Origin of the sequence: Bdellovibrio bacteriovorus (assembly GCF_041888015.1) — a bacterium.
GTDB lineage: Bacteria > Bdellovibrionota > Bdellovibrionia > Bdellovibrionales > Bdellovibrionaceae > Bdellovibrio.
This window is the reverse complement of sequence record NZ_CP168968.1, coordinates 2,860,808-2,879,418: the sequence shown is the minus strand read 5'-3', so window position 1 is coordinate 2,879,418 and position 18,611 is coordinate 2,860,808. Positions and strand designations below refer to the sequence as shown.

At 45.7% G+C, this 18,611-nt stretch carries 19 protein-coding genes; 18 read left to right on the top strand and 1 reads right to left on the bottom strand.

The features are described 5' to 3' along the window. Positions 1-20: 20 nt before the first annotated feature. Positions 21-767: a hypothetical protein gene (locus ACES2G_RS13815; RefSeq protein WP_347359718.1), complete on the bottom strand. Its 747-nt coding sequence runs from the start codon at positions 765-767 to the stop codon at positions 21-23. A gap of 237 nt (positions 768-1,004) precedes the next feature. On the opposite strand from ACES2G_RS13815, the gene rpoB reads away from it, so the two are divergent. The 18 genes from rpoB (at position 1,005) to rplE (ending at position 18,602) form a co-directional block, all read left to right on the top strand. Next, the gene (gene rpoB, locus ACES2G_RS13810; protein ID WP_374000515.1) at positions 1,005-5,243 is read left to right on the top strand and encodes a DNA-directed RNA polymerase subunit beta; all 4,239 of its coding nucleotides are present in this window, start codon (positions 1,005-1,007) and stop codon (positions 5,241-5,243) included. Between the two features lie 29 nt (positions 5,244-5,272). Further along, positions 5,273-9,400: a DNA-directed RNA polymerase subunit beta' gene (gene rpoC / locus ACES2G_RS13805; RefSeq protein WP_374000514.1), complete on the top strand. Its 4,128-nt coding sequence runs from the start codon at positions 5,273-5,275 to the stop codon at positions 9,398-9,400. Between the two features lie 189 nt (positions 9,401-9,589). Continuing rightward, entirely contained in the window at positions 9,590-9,964 is a 375-nt protein-coding gene (rpsL, locus tag ACES2G_RS13800) for a 30S ribosomal protein S12 (RefSeq protein WP_374000513.1), read from the top strand. Between the two features lie 10 nt (positions 9,965-9,974). Beyond that, on the top strand, positions 9,975-10,448 hold the full coding sequence (gene rpsG, locus ACES2G_RS13795) for a 30S ribosomal protein S7 (protein WP_374000512.1): 474 nt from the start codon (positions 9,975-9,977) through the stop codon (positions 10,446-10,448). 9 nt (positions 10,449-10,457) lie between these two features. Continuing rightward, positions 10,458-12,563, top strand: coding sequence for an elongation factor G (gene fusA, locus ACES2G_RS13790; protein ID WP_374000511.1), 2,106 nt, complete (start codon positions 10,458-10,460; stop codon positions 12,561-12,563). A gap of 211 nt (positions 12,564-12,774) precedes the next feature. Then, a complete protein-coding gene (rpsJ, locus tag ACES2G_RS13785; protein WP_011165353.1) occupies positions 12,775-13,092 on the top strand; it encodes a 30S ribosomal protein S10 in 318 nt (105 codons plus the stop codon). 9 nt (positions 13,093-13,101) lie between these two features. Beyond that, positions 13,102-13,764, top strand: coding sequence for a 50S ribosomal protein L3 (rplC, locus tag ACES2G_RS13780; protein ID WP_374000510.1), 663 nt, complete (start codon positions 13,102-13,104; stop codon positions 13,762-13,764). 1 nt (position 13,765) lies between these two features. After that, positions 13,766-14,395 (top strand): 50S ribosomal protein L4, encoded by a 630-nt coding sequence (gene rplD / locus ACES2G_RS13775; RefSeq protein WP_374000509.1) that lies wholly within the window; start codon positions 13,766-13,768, stop codon positions 14,393-14,395. After that, positions 14,395-14,673 carry a 50S ribosomal protein L23 gene (rplW, locus tag ACES2G_RS13770; protein WP_374000508.1) on the top strand — a complete coding sequence of 93 codons (279 nt, stop codon included), beginning with the start codon at positions 14,395-14,397 and terminating at the stop codon, positions 14,671-14,673. The genes rplD and rplW overlap by 1 nt, the downstream gene beginning before the upstream one ends. Before the next feature lie 2 nt (positions 14,674-14,675). After that, complete coding sequence (gene rplB, locus ACES2G_RS13765) at positions 14,676-15,494, top strand: 50S ribosomal protein L2 (protein ID WP_374000507.1); 819 nt, start codon at positions 14,676-14,678, stop codon at positions 15,492-15,494. Positions 15,495-15,503: 9 nt separating this feature from the next. Then, on the top strand, positions 15,504-15,791 hold the full coding sequence (gene rpsS, locus ACES2G_RS13760; RefSeq protein ID WP_374000506.1) for a 30S ribosomal protein S19: 288 nt from the start codon (positions 15,504-15,506) through the stop codon (positions 15,789-15,791). A gap of 12 nt (positions 15,792-15,803) precedes the next feature. Next, entirely contained in the window at positions 15,804-16,136 is a 333-nt protein-coding gene (gene rplV, locus ACES2G_RS13755) for a 50S ribosomal protein L22 (RefSeq protein ID WP_015092004.1), read from the top strand. 2 nt (positions 16,137-16,138) lie between these two features. Next, complete coding sequence (gene rpsC, locus ACES2G_RS13750; RefSeq protein ID WP_374000505.1) at positions 16,139-16,804, top strand: 30S ribosomal protein S3; 666 nt, start codon at positions 16,139-16,141, stop codon at positions 16,802-16,804. Then, positions 16,791-17,198: a 50S ribosomal protein L16 gene (gene rplP / locus ACES2G_RS13745; RefSeq protein ID WP_262553305.1), complete on the top strand. Its 408-nt coding sequence runs from the start codon at positions 16,791-16,793 to the stop codon at positions 17,196-17,198. The genes rpsC and rplP overlap by 14 nt, the downstream gene beginning before the upstream one ends. Positions 17,199-17,202: 4 nt before the next feature. Further along, on the top strand, positions 17,203-17,394 hold the full coding sequence (rpmC, locus tag ACES2G_RS13740) for a 50S ribosomal protein L29 (protein ID WP_347358356.1): 192 nt from the start codon (positions 17,203-17,205) through the stop codon (positions 17,392-17,394). A 9-nt stretch (positions 17,395-17,403) separates the two neighbouring features. Further along, the gene (rpsQ, locus tag ACES2G_RS13735; protein ID WP_041577921.1) at positions 17,404-17,673 is read left to right on the top strand and encodes a 30S ribosomal protein S17; all 270 of its coding nucleotides are present in this window, start codon (positions 17,404-17,406) and stop codon (positions 17,671-17,673) included. A 9-nt stretch (positions 17,674-17,682) separates the two neighbouring features. Next, on the top strand, positions 17,683-18,051 hold the full coding sequence (gene rplN, locus ACES2G_RS13730) for a 50S ribosomal protein L14 (RefSeq protein ID WP_011165342.1): 369 nt from the start codon (positions 17,683-17,685) through the stop codon (positions 18,049-18,051). Between the two features lie 11 nt (positions 18,052-18,062). Continuing rightward, positions 18,063-18,602, top strand: coding sequence for a 50S ribosomal protein L5 (gene rplE, locus ACES2G_RS13725; protein WP_374000504.1), 540 nt, complete (start codon positions 18,063-18,065; stop codon positions 18,600-18,602). The last annotated feature ends 9 nt before the right edge of the window (positions 18,603-18,611 follow it).

Genomic DNA, 18,611 nt, shown 5'->3' with positions numbered 1-18,611 from the left:
TTTTTCGGGCTATGCTCGGATTACCAGGCGAATCCCGCTTTGATCCCAAAAGCTCCTTGGCCGGTTTGTTCGGAATCTTTCCATTTGATGTCAATGTAGCTGTATTCGGCGGCAATGCGGAAGCCCCGTTGGTAAGTGCTGAGCCCCAGTGAATAGTACCCGTGAACGCCCTCGTTGGTGTAGGGGCCAAAGGTTCCGTGGGTGTTTTTTACGTCGGTTTCGATCTTGTGAGCCTCATAGATATACGAAAAATAAGGAACCACATGCTGAAGCTTGTAACCCAGGCTGATTCCGGCTTGAGATGTCGTGATGCTGGATTTGGCGTCGGCTTGAGATGTGGAGTGGTTGATGCTGAATTCGTCGGTGGATTCACTTTTTGTTCCAAAGGCCCCTTGGATGGCTCCAACCCAGACGCCTGTTTGTGAGCCGTGGTTCAGGAATTGATATCGGGCTCCCCATAGGAAATTGTCCATGTATATTTCAATGCCTTTATAGACGCTCAGGCTGGCATCAAAGCCAATATTGTTGGCCCCAAACATGTCTCCGACGTCGGCGTCATCGTTAATGCGCACTTTTGTGCGGGTTGGGGGATTGGTGGCGATGTCGTCGATGACGGTGACTCGCGTTTGAGAGGCGGCGACTACGGCTGCGTGGCCACCCCATTGGTTTTCTGCGACCACGGGAGCAGCAAAATGAGTGGCACGCAGGCTGATTGAGTGGGAGCAAGCCGTCAATAACAGTAAAGACAGGGCAAAAAGAGCTTTCATGGTGAGGGTCCTTTGGGGGTTTAGGGTAGGCTACGATACGGCCTCATTTTCGAGCCAGAAAAATGGCGTGATCTGGACCTAATAACGCAACGCCCTGCGGGGTGTTGAGTGGGTTCTGAAGAAATTGGAAAGCCCTCAAAAACCTTTAGAATCACTTGATTTATTGAAAACTTAGGGTAGTTTGAGATACTTGCGTTTTTATTTAATGTGGGCCTTGGAACATTCCCCCCGAAGCGAATGTCCGATTTTCTTATCACGGAGAGTACATTGGAAAAAACTCCAGTTACGGCTTCTAACATTCGAGTTAGAAAGTCATTCGCGAAAAATAAGCAAGTCATTGATATCCCAAATCTGATTGAATTGCAGAAATCTTCTTACGAAGCTTTCATTCAAAAAGATATGGATCCAGATCGCCGTGGCGAAGCTGGTCTCAATGGCGTTTTCAAATCTGTTTTCCCAATCACAGATTTCAACAACACAGCAAGCCTTGAGTTTGTCTCTTACACTCTAGAGCCAGCTAAGTACGACGTGGACGAGTGCCGTCAGCGTGGTATGACTTTCGCTGCTCCTATCAAGGTGACTCTTCGTCTGATCGTATTCGATGTTGATGAAGAAACTGAAGCACGCAGCATCCGTGACGTGAAAGAGCAGGAAGTTTACCTCGGTGAAATTCCTCTTATGACTGCTAACGGTTCTTTCATCATCAACGGTACTGAGCGCGTTGTTGTTTCTCAGTTGCACCGTTCTCCAGGTGTGTTCTTCGATCACGATGGTGGTAAGAACGCAGCTTCTGGTAAATTGATCTACTCTGCACGTGTGATTCCTTACCGTGGTTCTTGGTTGGATGCTGAATTTGACCAAAAAGATATTATCCACGTTCGTATCGATCGCCGTCGTAAATTCCCTGTAACAATCCTTTTGAAGGCTCTTGGTTACAACGCGGAACAATTGCTTGAGTACTTCTACGATCTTGATGAAGTTTACGCTCGCGGTGGCAAACTTTACCGTAAGCTTGATATCGAAAGAATGTCAGGTCAAAGAGCATTGGCTGATATCGTTGATCCAAAATCGGGTGAGGCGCTTGTAAAAGCAGGTCGTCGTATCACTCGTGCGATCGTTAAGAAAATCAAAGATCTTAACATCACTGAGCTTGAAGTTGAGCCGAACGATCTTGATGGAAAAGTTTTGGCGAAACCTCTTATCGATGAATCTACTGGTGAGATCATCGCTGATGCGAATGCAGAATTGAACTCTGCTATCATCAAAAGAGCTCTTGATGCTGGTATCGACCGTTTCTTCATGATCTTCTTCGACGGTTTGACTGTAGGTCCTTACCTTCGCAATACGTTGCTAGTAGATAAAGTAACTAACAAAGAAGAATCTCTTGTTGAGATCTACAAACGCCTTCGTCCTGGTGAGCCTCCAACTTTGGAAGCAGCTACGACGTTCTTCGGTCGTTTGTTCTTCGATCCAGAAACTTACGATTTGTCTGAAGTTGGTCGTATTAAGATCAACCACAGATTCGGTATTTCTATGGATGAGTGCCCTCCTTCACACAGAACACTCACTCACAAAGATATCTTGAGTACTATTAAAACTTTGATCGACCTTAAAAACGGTCGCGGCGTTATCGATGATATCGATCACTTGGGTAACCGTCGTGTTCGTTCTGTAGGTGAGTTGCTTGAGAACCAATACCGTATCGGTCTGGTTCGTATGGAGCGCGCGATCCGTGAACGTATGTCTCTTCAAGACGTTGAAACAATGATGCCTCACGATCTTGTGAACGCGAAACCTGTGAACGCGGTTGTTAAAGAATTCTTCGGTTCTTCTCAATTGTCCCAGTTCATGGATCAGACGAATCCACTTTCCGAGATCACTCACAAACGTCGTTTGTCAGCTCTCGGCCCTGGTGGTTTGACTCGTGACCGTGCAGGTTTCGAAGTACGTGACGTACATCCTACGCACTACGGACGTATCTGCCCTATCGAAACTCCAGAGGGTCCAAACATCGGTTTGATCGCTTCCCTGGCGACTTACGCTCGTATCAACAACTATGGTTTCATCGAGACTCCATACCGTAAAGTTGATGCTGGTCAGGTTTCCAAGGACATCAACTATCTTTCTGCATTGGAAGAAGCTGGTCACCACATCGCTCCGGCGGCTCGTGACGAAGCTGGCAACAAAGCCATCCAGACTGCAACTACCATCACTCGTCGTGACGGTGAGTATGAGATCGTTGATAAAGACAAAGTTGCTTTGATGGACGTTTCTCCATCTCAGCTGGTTTCCATCGCAGCTTCACTGATTCCATTCTTGGAGCACGATGACGCCAACCGTGCCTTGATGGGATCGAACATGCAACGTCAAGCGGTGCCATTGCTCCGTTCTCGCGCTCCACTTGTTGGAACAGGCGTTGAGAGACTTGTTGCTCGTGACTCTGGTACATCCGTTGTTGCTCAAAACGACGGTATCGTTGAAGAAGTTGATGCTTCTCGTATCGTTGTTCGTCGTTTTGCAAAAGGCGGAGAACTTGGTGCGAACGTAGACATCTACAACCTCACTAAGTACCAACGTACAAATCAAAATACATGCTTCAACCAAAAACCAATCGTAACTGTAGGTGACAAGGTTTCTAAAGGCGACATCATCGCTGACGGTCCTTCTACAGAACTTGGTGAATTGGCTCTGGGTCAAAACATCCTGGTGGCGTTCACTCCTTGGCAAGGTTACAACTTCGAGGACTCCATCCTTATTTCTGAACGTTTGTTGAAAGACGACGTTTACACTTCCATCCACATCGAAGAATTCGAGTGCGTGGCTCGTGATACAAAACTTGGTAAGGAAGAGATCACTCGCGATATCGCTAACGTCGGTGAAGAGGCTCTTAAAGACCTCGACAGCTCTGGTATCATCCGCATCGGTGCGGAAGTTCGTCCAGGCTTCATCCTGGTTGGTAAGGTGACTCCAAAAGGTGAAACTCAGCTTTCTCCAGAAGAAAAACTTTTGAGAGCGATCTTCGGTGAAAAAGCCGGCGACGTTCGTGATACGTCTCTGCGTGTGCCATCCGGCGTATACGGGACTGTTATCGATGCTCAAGTTTACTCTCGTGAAGGCGCAGACCGCGATGAGCGTTTGTCCCTGATCATCGAAGAGAAAAAACGCAAGCTTGAAAAAGACTTGGCGGTTGAGCAGAACGTTATCAAAAATAACGCTATCTCCAAACTTCGTGACATCCTGGTTGGTAAAATCACCACTGGCGTTCTTCTGAATGAAGACGGTTCTCAGAAGTTGTTGAATAAAGGTCAAGAAATCACAGAGGCGGATCTAGAGACAGTTCCATTCGAATTGTTGAACTACATCCCTCTTGAACAAGACCTTGAATTCCAGGTGAACAAAATCATCGACAATGCTCGTAACCAGTTGGATGCAGTTAAACTTGTGTTCAATGAAAAGATCGATCGTCTTCGTAAAGGTGACGAATTGCCTCCGGGCGTGATCAAAATGGTTAAAGTTTACGTTGCTATCAAACGTAAAATGCAAGTCGGGGATAAGTTCGCTGGTCGTCACGGTAATAAGGGTGTCGTCTCCAAAGTATTGCCTGCGGAAGACATGCCATACCTAGCTGACGGTACGCCAGTTGACATGGTTCTAAACCCACTGGGGGTTCCTTCTCGTATGAATATCGGTCAGATCCTTGAGGTTCACTTGGGTTGGGCAGCGCACAACCTTGGTAAACAACTGGGTGCACATCTTGAGAAATGGAATGCGGAAAACGCACGTTCCGAGATGAAAGACATCTTCAACGACAGCGACATCTCTACAAAACTTGATAAAGCTGACGATGCTTCATTGAAGTCCATGGTCAACCGCATGAAGAATGGTATCCACGTGGGTACTCCGGTCTTCGACGGTGCTCGTGAGGCGGACGTGAAGGGTCTTCTTGAAAAAGCACAGGTTCCAACATCCGGTAAGTCCGTCCTCTTCGACGGTCGTACAGGGGAGCCGTTCACGAACCCAGTTACTGTGGGTATCATGTACATGCTGAAACTTCACCATCTGGTGGAAGAGAAGATCCACGCTCGTTCTATCGGACCTTACTCACTCGTTTCTCAACAGCCTCTGGGCGGTAAAGCACAGTTCGGGGGTCAGCGTCTCGGGGAGATGGAGGTTTGGGCGATCGAAGCTTACGGTGCTGCTTACTCACTGCAAGAGTTCCTTACTGTTAAGTCAGATGACGTGGCAGGAAGAACTCGTATGTATGAAAGCATCGTGAAAGGTGAAAACATCCTTGAGCCAGGCCTTCCAGAGTCCTTCAACGTATTGGTGAAAGAGCTTCAGTCTCTTGCATTGAACGTGGAGTTGATGGAGTCTGACATTCTACGTGACCAAGATGAAGATTTTGGTGACGAAGAAGTGATCGAGGTAGAACCAGTTGCACCGGTTGCGTCTAAAGACGAACCAGAGCAGCACTAAGTTTAATAATTTAACAACAGGGGTGTTCTTTGAGAGACTTGTTGAATTTTTTCGATAAACCAAAAGATCCACTTTCGTTTGACGCCGTACGAGTTTCGTTGGCGTCACCTGAAATGATTCGTGAATGGTCATTTGGTGAAGTTAAGAAGCCAGAAACTATCAACTATCGTACATTCAAGCCTGAACGTGATGGCTTGTTCTGTGCGAAAATCTTCGGTCCTATCAAGGATTACGAGTGCTTGTGCGGTAAGTATAAACGTATGAAGTACCGTGGCGTCGTCTGTGAAAAGTGCGGCGTTGAAGTGACTCAGACCAAGGTTCGCCGTGAGCGCCTTGGTCACATCGAATTGGCAACTCCAGTAGCGCACATCTGGTTCTTGCGCTCTTTGCCTTCTCGTATTGGTAACCTTTTGAATCTTTCTTTGAAAGACGTTGAAAAGGTTCTTTACTGTGAAGCACACGTGGTTATCGATCCAATGGAAACTACATTGGAAGAAGGCCAGGTATTGACTGAAGAAGCATTGCAAGCGGCTTTGAATGAGTTCGGCCCATCCTTCAAATACGGAATGGGTGGCGAGGCAGTTCGTGATCTTTTGAAAAAAATCGATCCTGAATACCTTTCTCGCAAACTTCGCTTGGAAGTTAAAGACACCAAGTCCGAAGCTGGTATCAAAAAATTGACTAAACGCCTGCGCGTTGTTGAAGCCTTCAAAGGTTCCATCAACAAGCCAGAGTGGATGATGTTGGAAGCGCTTCCAGTTCTTCCTCCTGATCTTCGTCCATTGGTACCTCTTGATGGCGGCCGTTTCGCGACGTCTGACCTGAATGACCTGTACCGTCGTGTTATCAACCGTAACAACCGTTTGAAACGTCTTCAGGAGCTGAACGCTCCAGACATCATCATCCGCAACGAAAAACGTATGTTGCAAGAAGCAGTGGACGCTTTGTTGGATAATGGTCGTCGCGGTAAGACCTTCACCGGTCCAAATAAACGTCCATTGCGTTCTCTTTCTGATATGTTGAAAGGTAAGCAAGGTCGTTTCCGTCAAAACCTTTTGGGTAAACGTGTCGACTACTCTGGCCGTTCGGTTATCGTAGTTGGTCCAACTTTGAAACTTCACCAATGCGGTCTTCCTAAGAAGATGGCTCTCGAGTTGTTCAAACCGTTCGTTTACAACAAACTTGAAGAAAAAGGTTTGGCAGCAACGATCAAGCAAGCAAAACGCCTTGTTGATCAAGAGACAGTAGAAGTTTGGGATATCTTGGCTGACGTGGTTAAAGAACATCCAGTTCTTCTCAACCGTGCGCCAACTCTTCACAGACTTGGTATCCAAGCTTTCGAGCCAGTACTTCACGAAGGTAAAGCAATCCAATTGCATCCTCTAGTGTGTACGGCGTTCAATGCCGACTTCGACGGTGACCAAATGGCGGTTCACGTTCCACTTTCTGTGGAATCTCAAGTTGAAGCTCGCGTATTGATGATGTCTACGAACAACATCCTTTCTCCAGCGAACGGTAAGCCAATCATCAATCCATCACAAGATATCGTGTTGGGTCTATACTGGTTGACTCGTATCCGCCCTGGCGCAAAAGGAACTGGTAAAGCATTCTCGAGCGTTCAAGAAGCGCAATATGCTTACGAGACTGGTTTGGTTGACTTGCAAGCGGCTTGTAAAGTTCGTTTGAACGGTAAAGTTCAAGAGACTTCTGTAGGTCGTTCAATCTTGTCTGACATCGTTCCTAAAGAAGTTCCGTTCAACGAAGTGAACGTAACGATGAATAAGAAACAAATCGCCGCGTTGATCGATAAGACGTTCCGTCTTGCCGGTGCAAAAGCGACTTGTATCTTGGCTGATAAAATCATGGAACTTGGTTTCAAATATTCAACTGCGGCAGGTATGTCGATCGGTATCGACGACATGGTGATCCCAGCAGCCAAAGCGACAATGATCGCAGACGCTGAGAAACAAGTGACTGAAATCCAACAGCAGTACGATGAAGGTTTGATCACAGATGGTGAGCGCTACAATAAAGTGGTGGATATCTGGGCTCAAACGGGTGACAAGATCGCAAAAGAAGGTATGAACGCGATCGAAAAACAAACTTTCGTAGTTGATGGCAAAGAAGTAGTAGGACCTTCATTCAATCCTATCTACATCATGGCTGACTCCGGAGCCCGTGGTTCCGCTGCTCAGATCCGTCAGCTCGGTGGTATGCGTGGTTTGATGGCGAAACCTTCTGGTGAGATCATCGAAACTCCGATCACTGCGAACTTCCGTGAAGGTTTGACAGTTATCCAGTACTTCATCTCCACGCACGGTGCGCGTAAAGGTTTGGCCGATACCGCATTGAAAACAGCGAACTCTGGTTACTTGACTCGTCGTTTGGTTGACGTTGCTCAAGACGTGGTTGTGTCTGAAATCGATTGCGGAGTTGAAGACGGTTTGGAAATCACTCCAGTTTACGAAGCTGGCGAGATCATCCAAAACATCGGCGATCGTATCCTTGGTAGAACAACGTTGAAAGATGTTGTTGATCCAATGAGCAACAACGTGATTGTAAAAGCAAATCACGAGATCACTGAAACTGATGTTAAAACAATCGAAGGTTTGGGTATCGACAAAGTCGACATCCGTTCAGCTTTGACTTGTAAATCTAAACGTGGCGTGTGCGTGAAATGTTACGGCCGTGACTTGTCTCGCGGTAACACTGTGAACCTTGGTGAAACAGTGGGTATCATTGCAGCACAATCAATCGGTGAACCAGGTACTCAGTTGACGATGAGAACGTTCCACTTGGGTGGTGCGGCTTCTCGTGCGGTTGAGCAATCTGTTCATACAACTCGCCATGATGGTACTATTAAACTTGTAAACGTTCATGCAGTGACAAACCGTAATGGTAAGTTGACTGTGATGAATCGTAACGGTTCTGCCCTTGTTATCGACGAAGCAGGTCGTGAGCGTGAAAACTTCAAGCTCGTTTACGGTGCTGTTTTGAACTTTAAAGAAGGTGACAAAGTCACTAAAGGTCAAACTGTTGCTGAGTGGGATCCATATTCGAATCCGATCATCGCCGAAGTTTCTGCGAAGATCCAATACAGCGATATCGAAGAAGGTTCGACAATGCAGGAGCAAGTCGACGCGGTAACTGGTTTCGCGACTAAAGTTATCATGGAGTCTAAGTCTTCTGACATTAAGCCAACAGTATTCCTAGTAGATGGCAATGGTAAGACATTGAATCTTCCAGGCCGTGAAATCCCTGCGCGATACTTGATCCCAGTGGGTGCACAGCTTCTGGTTTCTGACCAACAGGAAGTTCATGCCGGTGACGTTATTGCGAAGATGCATCGTGAAGCTTCGAAAACGAAGGATATCACGGGGGGTCTACCGCGCGTTGCTGAATTGTTTGAAGCTCGTAAACCGAAAGAAGCAGCTATCATCTCTGAGATCGATGGTTATGTGACATTCGGTAAAGACGTTAAAGGTAAACAACGTGTGATCGTAACTCCTGAAGTGGGTGAGCAAAAAGAATACCTCATCCCTAAAGGTAAGCACGTTGCTGTAAGAGAAGGTGAGTACGTAAGAGCCGGTGAGGCTTTGATGGATGGTCCAACAAATCCTCATGACATTCTGGCGGTTCTGGGTGCGAAAGCCTTGTCTGCATACCTTGTGAATGAAATCCAAGAAGTTTACAGACTTCAAGGGGTTGGTATCAACGACAAGCATATCGAAGTCATTGTTCGTCAGATGCTACGTAAAGTAGAAATCCGTGATGCCGGCGACAGCCGCTTCCTGGCTGGTGAGCAAGTTGAAAGATACGCTTACATGGAAGAAAACGAACGTATTAACAAAGAGGGTGGTCAACCTGCTACTTGCAGCCCACTTCTTCTTGGTATTACGAAAGTTTCCTTGAGTACTGACAGCTGGATTTCAGCAGCGTCCTTCCAAGAAACTACAAAAGTTCTTACGGAAGCAGCGATCAATTCTCGCACAGACCATTTGCGTGGCCTGAAAGAGAATATCATCATGGGTCGTCTGATCCCTGCAGGAACTGGTTTGACTTCTTACAAACGCTGGAAAGTGTCTGTACATGAAGATGACGATATCGGCTTTGTTGCATTGCCAGGTATGACGTCTTCTGTTCAGCCTCAAGGCTAACTGTAAGAAAAAAGGCCCGATTTGCCGGCTTCACAGGCCGGCAAAAGGGTAAAAAGCCCATGAAATAAGGACCTCACGCCTGTTTTTATGGATAAATGTATTTTTAACAACAAAGTCTTGACCTGGGCGTCACAGAAATGTAAGTTCCAGCGTCCAGAACCGCATAATTGTTTTTAAGGGGTATATAAAGTGCCAACAATTAATCAGCTCATCAAAAGTGAGCGTACTGTTCAAAAGAACCAAACAAAATCACCAGCTTTGGCATCTTGCCCTCAGCGTCGTGGTGTTTGTACTCGTGTTTATACAACGACTCCAAAGAAGCCGAACTCAGCTCTTCGTAAAGTAGCTAAAGTTCGTCTTTCAAATGGCTTCGAAGTTATCTCTTACATCCCTGGTATCGGCCATAACCTTCAAGAGCACAGCGTTGTCTTGATCCGCGGTGGTCGTGTGAAGGACTTGCCGGGTGTTCGTTACCACATCGTTCGTGGGGTATTGGACCTTCAAGGTGTAAACGGTCGTCTTCGCGCTCGTTCTAAATACGGTACTAAGAGACCTAAGAAATAAGGATTGAGAGATGTCACGTCGTAAAAAGACCTTTAAAAGAGAAATTATTCCAGATCCAGTTTTCAAGGATCTAGTAATTGCTAAATTCGTTAACAAAATGATGATTCAAGGTAGAAAAGCTACTGCACAGAAGCTTTTCTACGGAGCATTGAAAGAGCTTGAAGGTAAAATTCAAGGTGAAGAACCTTTGGCAGTTTTCAAAAAAGCTCTTGAGAACGTTAAGCCTTCTATCGAAGTTCGTTCCCGCCGCGTAGGTGGTGCGACTTACCAAGTTCCAGTAGATGTTCGTCCATCCCGTCGTTTGACTTTGGCTATGCGCTGGTTGGTTGAGTACTCTCGCGAGCGTGGTGAAAAAGACATGGCTAAGCGTTTGGCTGGTGAATTCGTTGACGCTTACAATAATAGAGGTAACTCTATTAAGAAGAAAGACGATGTTCACAGAATGGCTGAGTCGAACAAGGCTTTCTCTCACTACAATTGGTAATCTGTTCAGATGTCAGCTAAAGATCCTAAAGTTGTAGCTGATCTCAAGTACACTCGTAATATCGGCATCATGGCTCACATCGATGCCGGTAAGACGACCACCACCGAACGCATTCTTTACTATACAGGTAAAAGTCATAAAATCGGCGAAGTCCATGATGGTGATGCCACCATGGACTGGATGGTTCAAGAGCAAGAGCGTGGTATCACTATCACCTCTGCTGCGACCATGGCGTTCTGGAAAGATCACAGAATCAACATCATCGATACTCCGGGGCACGTTGACTTCACAATTGAAGTTGAGCGTTCTTTGCGCGTTCTTGATGGTGCTATTGCTGTGTTTGACGGTGTGAATGGTGTTGAGCCTCAGTCTGAAACTGTCTGGAAGCAAGCTGACAAGTACAAGGTTCCGCGCATTTGTTTTGTGAACAAGATGGACCGTGTTGGTGCTGATTTTGTTATGTCCTATGGGACAATTCAGGAAAAGCTCAATGCGAACCCAATCCCAGTTCAAGTTCCCATTGGAGTGGAAGACACTTTCCGTGGTGTCGTCGATCTTTTGGAGAACCGTGCTTACGTGTGGGATCAGTCCGGAATGGGTGACCATTTCGAAGTTACCGATGTTCCCAATGAGATGAAGGAAGAAGTCAATCGCTTCCGTACTGAAGTTATTGAGAAGATCGTTGAGTTTGAAGACGAACTCCTTGAGAAGTATCTCAATGGGGACGAGATCACTGTGCCAGAGCTTAAACGTGCTTTGCGCAAAGGGACTCTTGATTTGAAAGCGTTCCCAGTGTTCTGTGGAGCTGCGTTTAAGAACAAAGGTGTTCAGCCGCTTCTTGACGGCGTGATTGATTATCTTCCGTCACCTTTGGAAGTTCCTGCGATTGTGGGTCATGACCCTGATCGTCCTGATAAAGAAATTATCTGTAAAACTGACTTTGAAGGCAATACGGCTGCTTTGGCGTTTAAGATCGCCAATGATCCGTTTGCTGGCACTTTGACCTATATCCGTGTTTATTCCGGAGAGGTGAAAGTCGGTGAACAGCTTTTGAATCCTCGTACTCAAAAGAAAGAGCGCATTCAAAAGCTTGTTAAAATGCACGCAAACTCTCGCGAAGAGATCACAGGTCTGAAGGCGGGGGATATTGGTGCGGTGATTGGTCTGAAGTTTACCGGTACGGGAGACACTCTTTGTGAGGGGTCTCATCCTGTGGTTCTTGAGGCAATCACCTTCCCAGAGCCGGTGATTTCTGTGGCTGTGGAGGCGAAGTCTTCTGCGGATCAGGAAAAGATGCTGGCGGGTCTGGCAAAACTTGAAAAAGAAGATCCATCCTGTCGTTTGCGTACAGATCTGGAAACAGGGCAAATTTTGTTGTCGGGCATGGGTGAGCTTCATCTGGAAATCCTGGTGGACCGCTTGCTTCGAGAACACAAAATTCAAGCAAACGTGGGCAAGCCCCAGGTTTCTTATCGCGAAACTATTACAGCGGCCGCTAAGGCGGAGCACGTGTACGAGCGTGAAATTGCCGGAGAAACACACTTTGCGAAGGTTTTTCTCTCTTTGGAGCCTATTGCTCAAGCTGATGGCGTTCAGTTCATCAGTAAGGTGGTAGTGTCTAAAGAATTTACAGCTCCTATGCTGAAGGCTGTTGAGGCGGGCTTCCGAGAAGCTGCTGAGGTGGGGCCTTTGGCGAGCTGTTCTATGTTGGGTGTTAAGGGAGTCCTTAATTCTGTTGAGGTCCGCCCTGATGCTTCCAGCGAGATGGCCTTTAAAGCAGCGGCGTCCCTGGCGTTCCGGGATGCTGTAAAGGCCGCTTCCGTAGAGCTTATGGAGCCGATCTTTAAGCTTGAAGTGACTTGCCCAGATGAATTCGTGGGTAATGTCGTTGGTGATCTTAATGCGCGTCGGGGAAAAATCCTCACGATGAACGTCAAGCAGGGGGGCGGGCAGATTATTTCTGCAGAGGCTCCTCTGGCGAGTCTGTTTGGTTATGCTACGGATGTCCGCAGCTTAAGCCAGGGTCGTGCTAGTTTTAGCATGGAATTCCTAGAGTACGCCGTAGTGCCTACGAAGGTACGAACGGAAATTCTACATAAAATGGGAAGATACTAAAAAAAGTAATATTTCCCTTTGACATTAGATTTCGAAGTGCGCATACTCGCGCACTCATAGCGTCTAAATCTACAAAAAACCCCCCGCGTTGAAGGCGATTTCAGGCCGCAAGGGCTAATTCGGGGCAAGTTTTCGATGGGATATTGACGTGAGTTGTTAACAAATTTGCTAGTAAATACGCTACTTTATAAAAGAGAAGAGAAGTGTCCATATGCAAAGTCAGAAGATTAGAATCAGATTGAAGGCATTCGATCATAAATTGCTTGATCAGTCGACGAAAGAAATCGTTGAGACTGCTCGTCGTACAGGCGCAAAAGTTGCGGGTCCAATCCCCTTGCCTACTCGCATCAATCGTTACACTGTATTGCGTTCTCCTCACGTAGATAAAAAATCTCGTGAACAGTTCGAAGTGAGAACTCATAAGCGTATGCTCGATATTTTAGAACCCACTCAACAGACAGTAGATCAACTTATGAAGTTGGATCTTTCTGCTGGCGTTGATGTTGAAATCAAACTTTCTGCGGTTTAGAGGTAAGACGTGAGCGAAACTACAGAAACTCAAAATACTGCAGGCCTAAAATTGAACGGCCTGTTCGCGTTCAAAGAAGGTATGGCTACTATCTATAATGAGAATGGTGAAGCCGTTCCTGTAACAGTTCTTCGTTATGAGCCTTGGTTTGTTTCACAAATCAAAACAAACGAAGCTGATGGTTATGAAGCTATCCAGGTAGCTTGTCATCCTAAAAAAGCTAAAAACTCCAACAAAGCTGAAAAAGGTCACCTTGAAAAAGCTGGCTTTGAGAATGGCGCTCAGTTCGTAAAAGAACTTCGTCAAGCTCTTCCAGAAGGTGCTGCTGTTGGCGCGCAAATCTCTATCGACTCTTTGGTTAAAGGTGATTTCGTAAAAATCACTTCTAAGTCTAAAGGTAAAGGTTTTGCGGGTTCCGTGAAGCGTTGGGGCTTCGCAGGTGGTCCTGCATCCCACGGTTCTAAATTCCACCGTCGTCCGGGTTCTTCTGGTAACAGAACATGGCCAGGTCGTGTAATGCCGGGTAAGAAATTCCCAGGTCATTTGGGTGCTGAAACTGTCACTGTTAAGAACGTAGAAGTTGTTCAGATTATTGCTGATGAAAACGTTCTTATGGTTAAGGGACCAGTTCCAGGTGCTAGAAACACTTTGGTTAAGTTGGTGAGAGAATAGTATGGCAACAGTAAACGTATTAAACTGGAAAAAAGAAAAAGTTGGATCAGTTGAATTGGCTGCTGACGTGTTCGAAACTCCTGTTAAAAAGGAAGTTCTTCACACTGTAGTTCAATGGCAATTGGCGGCTCGTCGTCAAGGTACACACATGACAAAGACTAAAGGTCTTGTGTCTGGTGGTGGTAAGAAGCCATTCAAACAAAAAGGTACTGGTGGAGCTCGTCAAGGTTCTAGCCGTTCTATCTTGATGCCTGGTGGTGGTACTGCTTTCGGTCCTCAACCTCGCAGCTACGCTTTCGTTTTGCCTAAAAAAGTTCGTCGTTTGGGTTTGAGCATGGCACTTTCTCACCTTCAAAAAGAAGGCAAGTTGTTCGTAGTGGACAGCATGGCTTCCGAAGGTAAAGCTGCTGAGCTTAACAAACGTTTGAAAGCTTTCGGTTTGACAAAAGCCGTATTGGTTGACTCTGCAGTTGATGAAAAATTCAGCCGCGCATCTAAAAACTTGCCGACATTCAAATACTTCCCAGTTGAAGGTTTGAACGTATTCGACTTGTTGAAATACGATGCTGCAATCATCACTAAAGAATCTGTGGCTAAAATCGTAGATCGTTGTTCATTGGAGAAGGCGTAATGAAACAAGTAATTAAAGCCCCTCTGGTTACAGAGAAAAACACATACCACAACGCAGCTGGCGTTTATGTTTTCGAAGTAGATATGAAATCTACGAAAACAGAAATCAAAGCTTCTGTTGAAAAGAACTTCAAAGTGAAAGTTGACAGCGTTAGAACTAGCATCTGCCGCGGTCACTCTAAGCAAACTAAATTCGGTCTAACCAAGGTCCCTTACTGGAAAAAAGCTTACGTTAAGCTTGTTGAAGGTGAGAAGATCGCTCTTTTTGAGGGAGTATAAAGATGGGTATTAAAACATTCGCCCCACGCTCTCATGGTCGCAGAGGAATGACTGGTTTCGATTTCAAAGAAATCACAAAGACAACTCCAGAGAAGTCTTTGCTTGCTCCTCTAAAAAAACAAGCTGCTCGTAACAATCACGGTCAAATCACGATCCGTCACCAAGGTGGTGGTCATAAGAGAAAATACCGTTTGGTTGATTTCAAGCGTACTAAGCTTGAAGTAGCAGCAAAAGTTATCGCGATCGAGTACGATCCGAACAGAACTTGCCGTATCGCTCTTATTTCTTACATCGATGGTGCTAAGGCTTATATCCTTGCTCCAGTTGGTTTGAATGTTGGTGATACAGTTATGTCTTCTGACAAAGCTGATATTAAACCAGGTAACTCCATGACTTTGGGTGCTATCCCGGTTGGTACTGTTATTCACAATATCGAATTGCGTCCAGGTAAAGGCGGCCAAGTTTGCCGTGGTGCCGGTGCAAGTGCGACTCTTGCTGGTAAAGGCGAAAAGTACTGCCAAGTACGTATGCCATCCGGTGAGATGAAGCAGGTGTTGACTGTTTGCCGTGCTTCTATCGGTCAAGTTGGTAACACTGATAATGAAAACATCAATCTAGGTAAAGCAGGTCGCTCTCGTTGGAGAGGTATCCGTCCTTCTGTACGTGGTATGCACATGAATCCAGTAGATCACCCACTCGGTGGTGGTGAAGGCGTTGGTAAAGGGCATCACCCTGTAACTCCATGGGGTCAACCATGTAAGGGTTACAAAACTAGAAACAATAAGAGAACCAACTCTTCAATCATCAAGAGACGTAAGTAGGAGTAAAAGGTGGCACGCTCAATTAAGAAAGGTCCATTTGTTGATATTTCTCTACAAAAGAAAATCGACCATGCGATCGAAAAAAATGATAAGAAAGTTATTAAAACTTGGTCTCGCCGCTCAACAATTCTTCCAGAGGCTATTGGACTGACATTCGCAGTTCACAACGGAAGAAAGTTCGTTCCAGTGTACATCACTGAGAACATGATTGGTCACAAACTCGGTGAGTTTGCTCCAACAAGAACTTTCCATGGTCACGCTGAGAAGAAAGCCGCTGCTCCTGCTGCGAAGAAGTAATAGAGGTTGATTATGGAAGTTAAAGCAAGCTTGAAATATGCAAGAGTAGGCGCTCAGAAAGCAAGATTGGTTGTTGACCTAGTTCGCGGTAAAGACGTGAATGAGGCTGTAAAAACTCTTACTTTCTTGAACAAAAAAACTGCAGGTATGGTAAAAAAGTTGATCGAATCAGCTGTTGCCAATGCTGAATACAAAAAGGTTATGGATGTAGACAGCCTTTATGTTAAAGCTATCTGGGTTGATCAAGGTCCGGTTCTTAAAAGATTCCGTCCTCGTGCACAAGGTCGCGCGTTCGGTGTTCGTAAGAAGACCAGCCACATTAACGTAGTACTCGAGGAGAAATAGTCGTGGGACAAAAGGTTAATCCAATTGGTCTAAGAGTTGGTGTTATCAGAACTTGGGATTCTCGCTGGTATGCGAAGGGTCAACAATATTTTGACAATCTCCACGAAGACATCCGTTTGAGAAAATATCTTAAAGATAAACTCAAACACGCGGGTGTGGCGAAAATTGAAATGGAACGTGCAGCGAAGAAGATTAAAATCATCATCTCTACTGCGCGCCCAGGTGTTGTAATTGGTAAAAAAGGTACTGGTATTGACGCTCTTAAAGCGGAAGTTCAAAAACTTACACCCAACGAAGTTTTCTTGAGCATCCAAGAAGTGCGCAAGCCAGACCTCGATGCTCAGCTCGTTGCTGAGAGCATTGCTCAACAACTTGAGAAACGTATCTCTTGGAGAAGAGCTCTTAAAAAATCTATTGCAGCTGCGATCAAAGGCGGCGTGAGAGGTATCAAGATCCGTGTTTCAGGACGTCTTGATGGTGCAGAGATTGCTCGTTCAGAGTGGTACAATGAGAAGAGCGTTCCTCTTCATACATTGCGCGCAGATATCGACTACGGTACTGCTGAAGCTCTAACTGCATACGGTATCATCGGCTTGAAAGTATGGATCTATAAAGGCGATATCTTATCTGCTCGCGAAGTTGAGGAGGCAGGTCGTGTTAAGTCCTAAAAGAGTAAAATGGCGTAAACAATTTGTAGGCCGCGCTACTGGTTTTGCAGTAAGAGGCGCTAACCTCGATTTCGGAGACTACGGTCTTCAAGCTATCGAGGAAGGCCGCTTGACTGCTCGTCAGTTGGAAGCTGGTCGTATTGCTATCTCCCGTTCAGTGAAGCGTGGTGGTAAAATCTGGTGCCGTGTGTTCCCAAACACTCCGGTAACTAAAAAGCCTGCTGAAACTCGTATGGGTAGCGGTAAAGGTAACCCAGAACTATGGGTTGCTCGTGTTCTTCCTGGAAAAGTTCTTTTCGAAATGAACGGTGTGACTCGTGAGCAAGCTAAAGAAGCTTTCGAACGTGCAGCTCACAAACTTCCTTTCAAAACTCGTTTCTTGGTAAGGGAGTAGTTGTATGAAGTTTGTAGAGATCAAAGATCTTTCTGTAGCTGAATTGAAGAAGAAAAGAACAGCTCTTTCTGAAGAGCTGTTCCAGGCACGTATCAAGAATTCCATTGGGCAACTTTCTAACCCAGTGCAAATTCGCGGTCTTCGCCGTGACATCGCTAAAATCAATACAGCGATCGTAAAAAAAGTGGCGAGATAGAGGTAGGACATGACTGAAACTAATTCTAGAGGACGTAAAATTGAAGTCGTAGGTGAAGTTATCAGTGACAAGATGGATAAAACTATCTCTGTCCTCATCTACCGCATGGTTAAACATGCTAAATACGGTAAGTATGTTAAGAAGACATCTGTTTTCAAGGCTCATGACGAAAAGAACCAAGCTAAAGTTGGTGACATCGTTAAGATCCGTGAAACTCGTCCTCTGAGCAAAACTAAACGTTGGGCTTTGGCTGAAGTCGTTGAAACGGCGAAGGCGTAGGAGACTGTTATGATTCAAATGCAAACTAGACTGAATGTAGCTGACAACTCTGGCGCAAAAGAAGTTATGTGCGTTAAGGTTCTTGGTGGTTCTAAACGTCGTGTAGCATCTATCGGTGATGTTATCGTTGTTTCTATCAAAGAAGCTTTGCCAAACGCTAAAGTTAAAAAAGGTGACGTAGCTAAAGCTGTTGTTGTTAGAACTGTTGCAAAACTTCGTCGTCCAGACGGATCTTACATCCGTTTCGACGACAACTCTGCAGTTCTTATCAATGCTTCTAAAGAACCAATTGGAACACGTATCTTTGGCCCAGTAGCCAGAGAATTGAGAGCAAAGTCGTTCGTTAAGATCGTATCTTTGGCTCCGGAAGTTCTATAAGGGGTGATGAGATGAATCGCTTACATACAAAATATAAAAAAGAGATCGCTCCCGCTCTTCAAAAACAATTGGGAGCTAAAAACGTGATGCAAGTTCCTCGCTTGGAGAAAATCACTCTTAGCGTGTGCTTGAGCGAAGCTGTTCAAAATCCAAAAATTTTGAACACTGTTGTTGACGAGATCACTGCGATCACTGGTCAAAAAGCTGTTATCACTAAAGCTAAAAAAGCTATCTCTAACTTCAAATTGCGTGCTGGCATCCCATTGGGTGTTCGCGTGACTTTGAGAAGAGAGAAAATGTGGTCTTTCATGGATCGTTTGAACACTTTGGCACTTCCTCGCGTAAGAGACTTCCGTGGTTTGCCAAATAAAGGTTTCGATGGCCGTGGTAACTACAACATGGGCTTGAAAGAGCAAATCGTGTTCCCAGAGATCAACTACGATAAAGTAGATAAAACTCGTGGTATGAACATCACTATCTGTACAACTGCGAAAAACGATACTGAAGGCAAAGCGTTGCTTGAAGCGCTTGGTATGCCTTTCAGAAAATAAGAGGGGTGT

Bases quoted from the DNA above. Each gene is read 5' to 3' on its own strand.
- rpsG (WP_374000512.1), top strand. From the start codon at position 9,975: ATGTCACGTCGTAAAAAGACCTTTAAAAGAGAAATTATTCCAGATCCA.
- rplN (WP_011165342.1), top strand. From the start codon at position 17,683: ATGATTCAAATGCAAACTAGACTGAATGTAGCTGACAACTCTGGCGCA.
- rpoB (WP_374000515.1), top strand. From the start codon at position 1,005: ATGTCCGATTTTCTTATCACGGAGAGTACATTGGAAAAAACTCCAGTT.
- ACES2G_RS13815 (WP_347359718.1), bottom strand. From the start codon at position 767: ATGAAAGCTCTTTTTGCCCTGTCTTTACTGTTATTGACGGCTTGCTCC.
- rpsQ (WP_041577921.1), top strand. From the start codon at position 17,404: ATGACTGAAACTAATTCTAGAGGACGTAAAATTGAAGTCGTAGGTGAA.
- rpsJ (WP_011165353.1), top strand. From the start codon at position 12,775: ATGCAAAGTCAGAAGATTAGAATCAGATTGAAGGCATTCGATCATAAA.
- fusA (WP_374000511.1), top strand. From the start codon at position 10,458: ATGTCAGCTAAAGATCCTAAAGTTGTAGCTGATCTCAAGTACACTCGT.
- rplE (WP_374000504.1), top strand. From the start codon at position 18,063: ATGAATCGCTTACATACAAAATATAAAAAAGAGATCGCTCCCGCTCTT.
- rplV (WP_015092004.1), top strand. From the start codon at position 15,804: ATGGAAGTTAAAGCAAGCTTGAAATATGCAAGAGTAGGCGCTCAGAAA.
- rplB (WP_374000507.1), top strand. From the start codon at position 14,676: ATGGGTATTAAAACATTCGCCCCACGCTCTCATGGTCGCAGAGGAATG.
- rplW (WP_374000508.1), top strand. From the start codon at position 14,395: ATGAAACAAGTAATTAAAGCCCCTCTGGTTACAGAGAAAAACACATAC.
- rpmC (WP_347358356.1), top strand. From the start codon at position 17,203: ATGAAGTTTGTAGAGATCAAAGATCTTTCTGTAGCTGAATTGAAGAAG.
- rplD (WP_374000509.1), top strand. From the start codon at position 13,766: ATGGCAACAGTAAACGTATTAAACTGGAAAAAAGAAAAAGTTGGATCA.